Here is a 6,372-nt window from a genome sequence, read left to right as displayed (position 1 = left end):
CCATCCTAAAGCGGTAGAAGGTCGCCATTCTCTATGCGGTAGTAGATGTCGAGTTCTGGCAGTAGCTGCCGGCCGTGGTTAGCCTGTAGTCGTCCGGGGTTAAAGCTATGTAGCGGAACGAGTACTTGCCGCCTGTTTACTTTAGGCTTACCGCCGCCTTGAGCAGGGCCAGTGCGCCCGCTATGTCGCCATGCGCCTCGAGTAGTTTAGCCCCATACTCAAGCACATCAGCACTGTGGCGGTGATGTAGAAGACGATGAAATCGAGCGGCAAAGTCTTCTATCACGGGCCTAATCCTTTGCGGAGCGGTCGCGCGCAATGTGTTTTTGGCGATGGCCCAACTACATTTCAGCGTGAGGTAGTCGTCTCCTAGGTCAACTTCACTAATAACACTGTGTAGCCTCTCTTCAAGCGACCGGCATAGTTCTTCTGGATAGTCTTCTTGGTCAGCTAGCGTCAGCAGGTAATCAGTTAAACCTAGAGCCACAAGTCTCGGCGAAATAGTGGTTTTCGCTAGTTGCTCCCTAAATACCCATGTCGCTTCTTCCTGTCTATTGAGTCGAATAAGACAAAGTCCTCGGCTAATTTCGCATTGTGCGCGTAGCTCGTTGTCTCGCCGGTCTTTCGCTAGAAAAGACGCCTCCTCAGCCCAAAGTAAGGATTCATCCAAATTGCCCTGCTCTTCAGCGCAGATAGACTTGCCGTGGTAAAGCCTTATGATGGTATCCAGATCGTTCTCGTCCCGACAAGCCAGAGCGGCGTTGTAGTGCTCTTCAGCTAACTTTGCCTTGCCTAGGCCCAAGTAAGCGTTGCCTAGGAGGTTTAAAGTTAGCCGCTTCTCATGCTCCTGCTCGGGCAGACGAGATATTATGGCAAACGCTCGCTGGCCAAGCTCTATGGCCTGTGCGTTTAGGTTAGCCAAGTATGAAGCGTGTGCGCCTGCTTGTAAAGAGTACCACTGTTTTAGCGGCAAGTTTAACTCCTCATATAGTGACTCCGCTAGCAGCGCATGGTTAACAGCGGTGAAGGCATGGCCATCTTCTTGTTCTAGCCAAGAGTATAGGTCATGATATCGCGCCCTCAAAGCTACAGACAATTGCTTGTGAACTAATTGCGCTTCGCGGAGAGCCTTGCGAGCGCCTGCCCTGTCCCCTATCCCAACTAGGCTGTAAGCTTGATCGATTCGGAGACTAGCTCTCGCCTCAATCGCCTGCTGCTCGGTTTCGAGAAAATAATCTAGCGGTTTTCCTAGGCGCTCTGCTAAAGCCCCAATAGTCGCAAGTGAGGGCCTACGTTTGTTGCGCTCAAGTTCGCATATGTACGAACGGGATAACAACCCCTGAGCCAGTTCCTCTTGGCTTAGACCCATTTCAAGTCGGGCGGCCTTGATGCGTGCGCCTAACATCCCCTGACCTCCTCCAGTGACAATTGTCACAATGTTAGGGTAGTGTCACTGAGCCTGTTACTGGTATCATTATACTACGATGTGTCAGTAAAAGGAGGTAGGACCTTGAAAAAGTTACTATTGTTTGTGTTGGTACTGGTGTTGACGCTAAGCGTCAGTGCTCGTGCAGAGATTAACGCACGTCCCTGCTTGCTTTTTATCTCTCCAAATTGCCGTGACCCTATCCGGCCAATCTGGCCAGCACCGACCCGAAAACAATTCCCACCGATCGAGTTCCAGCACCCAAACACAGCGGAGTCGTTAGGGTGCGGGGCATCATCACTCGCACTGACATGAAACATATGTAGTCGGATCTCAGAAGTTGTCGACTAGGTTGTTTGCTGTCGCGCAGATGCCTGTCAAGCGATACCTATTGCAGGTAGGACTCAAGAGCGGGCTGTTTCTTGGTCATGGCTGGAGGATGGCCTACAGGAGTCCGACATCTTACATCTAGCTGACGACAGGGAGAGTTAATATCATGAAGAAGCAATACTTTTTCCTGAACGAGTACACTAAATTGGTCGCGGCCGAACGCAATTCCGCAATTTACGATTTCTCTACGGGCAACATTGTAGCACTTGAGCCCGCCTTAGCGGCAATATTACGTCTCGCGGAAAGGGGACTCCCGACTGAGGAAATTGCCCCTACTATAGCCTTGCCCGCTACCTTAGTTGATGAATTACTAAATGGTGTGGTAGCTTATGGCTTAGGGAAGTTTTACGACAGACGCGTTTACATTGAGAGAAAATACAAGCCCCTACCCAAAGACTCAATGCGGTCCCCTGTAATTTCACGCTGTTATATCGAGCTGCCGTATAGTTGCAAACTAGAATGTGTTGATTGTAGACAACCTAAAATCTATGCTTGTGCACTGTGTTCCAAAGCGTCCACTGCCGGACTAGACGAGCACACGCTCTTCGATTTCTTACGAAGGATTATCAAGTTGCAGTGCAGGTCACTTATCTTCCGTGGGGGCGACCCATTGTCGCATCTCGACAGCTTTGTCCCCATTATAGCGTTCTGCCGAGAGCAACATTTTACTGAGAAATTGTTTGTCAATACCAACGCAACAAGCATAGGGGAACCGGCTTTACGAGTGCTGGCTAATTACAAGGTCCATCCTGTTATTCCTTTTGGAGGCGACAATAGCGGTTTCATCTCGGAGGACTCGTTGAGCAATCTTGCCAAACAGTTCCACGAAAGTCGAATCGATTTTTCTATCACCCTAGTTATCAGCAGCCACAATGCAACAAGCGTTCGGCGCATGCGCGTTTTTGCCGAACAGCTTGGCGCAGCGAGCGTTTTTGCGACAGCGATCCTCTCGAACAAGCAGGAGGAGTCAATGGCTGCCATTGAAGCACTTGGCAAGCAAGTGATGAGGGTGTCAGGAGATTTGTTCTATCGCAACAGGGAGTATCACCCTTGTCTGAATGGAACAATTGCGGTGGCGGCAGATGGACAGCTGCGACCTTGTCCGCTTCTCACATGCGAGAGTCTAGGAAATGTGACTGCCCCAAGGATTATTGACGAGATTTTTGAGACAGGAGCGCTTGATAAGTACTGGGAACTTAGTCTTTCCCAGATTGGCAAATGTAAAGAGTGCGCCTTTAAGTTCGGCTGCCTTGATTGTCGTGCGGTGGAACAGCATTTGACTGCAAACTTGTACGGCAAACATCTCTGCGCCCTAGCAAAGGAGGAATGCCCATGAGACTGTTGTCGAGATTGGGGTACCTGCGATACGCATTTAAGCGGGTTCAATTGCTGTTCTTGCTCGCCGGGATTACCGTATTTCTTGGGGGGCTTATTGCCCTCCTTCCACCTTACCTTACAAAACTCATGTTTGACCGCGGTGTGGCCACCGGCGACGAGGGTTCGATTGTGCTCTACGGGCTTTTAGCAGCCGGGGCGTATCTCTTAGGCTCGGCTCTACGCATTGTAGACACAGTTTTGTCGAGCACTGCTGGTAGCCATTTCATCTTGCACCTAAAACGTCAGGCGATGGAACGCCTACTGCAAATGCAGCTTGAGTTTTTCGATAAACACCAAAGTGGATCCTTGGTCAAGCAATTGGACCAAGTGAGTCAACTAGGAGGGCTCATTTCACCGGGACTCTTCACGTTCGTTAGTGGACTTATCCAAGGGGTAGGGGCGTTGCTACTGATACTCCGCATCAGTGTTGAGGTTGCCGTAATCGCCCTCCCCTTTATGGTTGCCTTCTTTTTTCTAGCGAAAAAGGTGGCCCTGCACTTGGAGGAGACTACAGGGCAGTTAATGGAACTTGGCGCACACGCGCAAGGGTCCGTGCAAGAGACTATTTCCGGCATTGCGGAGATTAAGCAATCCACTGCAGAAAATCGCAAGGCTGAGGAATCCACGAAGTGGTTTTCGGGGATTGCCGACCAAGAAATCCGGCAATCTCTCGGTGTAGGGGTCGGAATAGGGGCTGTTGAGTTTTTAGCCTACCTACTAACTGTGATTGTCACCATCCTCAGCGGCATATTTATTGTCAGAGAACAGCTAACAGTGGGCGACTACATGGCCCTTGTCGCGTACATAGGTCAATTAACCCTGCCAGCGCTCTCTTTTAGTTCGCTATTAATGGTGACTAGACCAGCGATTGCCGCTTTCAAGCGCTTAGCTCCACTTTTCGACGGGCCAACAGAACGCGAGTTTGGTGGAAATAAGGCCGTAAGTGCACTGACAGGGGACATTTCATTTACCGACGTAACATTCGCATACGAATCCGGGAAAGAACCTGTTCTTCAATCATGCAGCTTCAACATTGCCCCCGGCGAGTGTGTGGCACTCCTCGGGAAGAATGGGGCAGGAAAATCAACTGCTGTAAAATTAATGCTCGGGTTCTATTCGCAATACCAAGGAGGGATTTTTTTTGATGGCACTGAGTTGCGGGAATATAATCTCACCTCCTTACGGCAAAGGGTGGGGATTGTCTCGCAAAGCGTGGCGATCTTTACTGGAAGTTTATGGGACAACGTTAAAATGGCAAGACCCAGTGCCTCTAAAGAAGAGGTAGAGCGCGTGCTAGATATAAGTGGATGCACCGAGCTTTTCAAAGGCCTAGCAGGCGACCGCCAAATTACGGAAGGCGGTAAGAATCTATCTGGGGGCCAAAGGCAAGCCATAGCCATTGCTCGCTGCTTATTAAAGGATCCGGATGTTTTGATCTTCGATGAAGCAACCACGCATTTAGACGCGCATTCTTGCCAGATAGTAATCCAAGCCTTCAAGTACGTGTTCTCCAGAAAGACGAGAATTATCATAACTCACGATGAAGAGGTCGCAAAAATTGCCGATGCCTTTTTGCTTCTAGAAGGAGGAACTATCACGAGGCACGAACATTTGCCGTCCAGTAGCGGCTAGGACGGGTAGTTTGTGGCGCTAGGCCAGCTATTTGTTTTTCTTTGTTGCCAAGCAAGTCTTGCCTGTTTCTGGCCAAAGCGTAGCTTCACATTGGCCTTATGTAAAACTCGCGCAGTAGTTTTGTTGCTTGCAGCTACTTAGTGCAGTATGCACATCTTTCTTTAGCAGCATGATCTGTCTCTTACTCAAACTTAACATGTTTGCCGCCGCCTTAATCGTCAAGAGCCCGTCAACAACCCGGCTGATGACATTAAACTTCGCACTCTCAGCAACACTCAGGAAAATATCCCCTCTTTTCATGGTAACAATTGGGGAATTTCAATGTTTAGTGAAATTCCATTGGGGAATTTCAATGTTTAGTGAAATTCCATTGGGGAATTTCAGTGTTTAGTGAAATTTACGAGAAATCACAGGTGAAATTCCACTTCGCCTTTGCCTTGCCCATGCTCGTCATGGTAGGTGCGCTACATGCGGGGTATGACTCTGTGGCCATACAAAGAGCGATCAAGACACCCGTGTTTGCGTGTGCTGGTCAAGTGTGATGATACTGCTTGGGGTCTACCTTATGCTACAGGGAGGGATGGATGCGGTAAATCTGCTGCGGCGGTCGTAAGCTAGTGCTTTTAAGAAGGGCATTAGAGATGTTGAAAAAGTTCCTTTTGGTTTCCTTGCTGCTCAGTCTAACGATGGCGCTTATCATGGTTTCGCCTACTGCGCCAGAGACCTATTCTGCCCAAGCTAGTTGCATTGGGTGCACAGAAAATGTTATTACGACTGTCCAACTGCAAGCGCTTTTGGCGGCACTTGTTAGGCCATGGCCTTAGCCTTATCTTGGAAAGGACCCATAGCGGCGGGATATTACCTTGCCTGTATTGCGTTCGTGCGCCTTATGTGTTGGATTCCAGGCCGCACCGTTTGCATTAATGGGTTTTGGTCAGATAACTGCCTTACAGAATTTCGTAGTAGGGAGGGTTCGGAGTGAATTGGGCTTCAGGATTGTTGCTGACTGTTGGCGTTGTATTGTGCGCATGGTTTCTTTCGGACTACACCGACCACAAGCCGCTAAACATTCATGTGGTCGTCGCCATACTCGTTGGCGGGCTACTGCCGCACCTGTTTGGTTTAATGCGCTTTGAATGGGCGCATCAACAGCAACACGAGTTGAGATTGTTTCAGATGGTCATTTTTATGAGGCTACTGAGCCGTGCAATTAGAGAAATTCGCGCTACAAAGGCAAGTAAGAAGGACACCTAAGCATCGTGTAGTTGTACGTACATCCGGTGCTCCCACGTAACTTTTCTTAAGGCACCCTTGGTCACAATAAATCCTCCCTCACATACTCTGATGAACAGAGTATCTCATGAGAGAGGATCAGGCGCGAGGTGTGCAGTATTTGATGCTTATGCGGTACGAAACCTGTATCGGGTAGGAGGTGGAAATTGCCGAAAGTCTATAGTTGTAAACTCGACGGATAAGCTATCAATTCAGAAAAATGCAATATATAGACTTGACATTCGCTCTCGGGGGGGGGGGATAATACGTTTGAT

The 6,372-nt window shown here is 49.2% G+C and carries 6 protein-coding genes; 5 read left to right on the top strand and 1 reads right to left on the bottom strand.

The window, feature by feature from the left end; all coding sequences use genetic code 11:
* Positions 1-136: 136 nt before the first annotated feature.
* Complete coding sequence (locus tag KGZ92_02840; protein MBS3888224.1) at positions 137-1,405, bottom strand: helix-turn-helix transcriptional regulator; 1,269 nt, start codon at positions 1,403-1,405, stop codon at positions 137-139.
* A 517-nt stretch (positions 1,406-1,922) separates the two neighbouring features.
* Between KGZ92_02840 and KGZ92_02835 the strand changes: the two genes are divergently transcribed.
* From KGZ92_02835 to KGZ92_02815, 5 genes are all read left to right on the top strand, one after another.
* The gene (locus tag KGZ92_02835) at positions 1,923-3,152 is read left to right on the top strand and encodes a hypothetical protein (protein ID MBS3888223.1); all 1,230 of its coding nucleotides are present in this window, start codon (positions 1,923-1,925) and stop codon (positions 3,150-3,152) included.
* Positions 3,149-4,825 carry an ABC transporter ATP-binding protein gene (locus tag KGZ92_02830; protein ID MBS3888222.1) on the top strand — a complete coding sequence of 559 codons (1,677 nt, stop codon included), beginning with the start codon at positions 3,149-3,151 and terminating at the stop codon, positions 4,823-4,825. The genes KGZ92_02835 and KGZ92_02830 overlap by 4 nt, the downstream gene beginning before the upstream one ends.
* A gap of 383 nt (positions 4,826-5,208) precedes the next feature.
* Positions 5,209-5,367 (top strand): hypothetical protein, encoded by a 159-nt coding sequence (locus tag KGZ92_02825; GenBank protein ID MBS3888221.1) that lies wholly within the window; start codon positions 5,209-5,211, stop codon positions 5,365-5,367.
* Positions 5,368-5,466: 99 nt separating this feature from the next.
* Positions 5,467-5,649: a hypothetical protein gene (locus KGZ92_02820; protein MBS3888220.1), complete on the top strand. Its 183-nt coding sequence runs from the start codon at positions 5,467-5,469 to the stop codon at positions 5,647-5,649.
* Positions 5,650-5,803: 154 nt separating this feature from the next.
* On the top strand, positions 5,804-6,079 hold the full coding sequence (locus tag KGZ92_02815) for a hypothetical protein (GenBank protein ID MBS3888219.1): 276 nt from the start codon (positions 5,804-5,806) through the stop codon (positions 6,077-6,079).
* Positions 6,080-6,372: the final 293 nt, after the last annotated feature.

Source organism: Bacillota bacterium (assembly GCA_018333655.1).
Taxonomy (GTDB): Bacteria; Bacillota; UBA994; order UBA994; family UBA994; genus BS524.
Note: the sequence above shows the minus strand (reverse complement) of the source record. Positions and strands in the feature narration are given on the sequence as shown.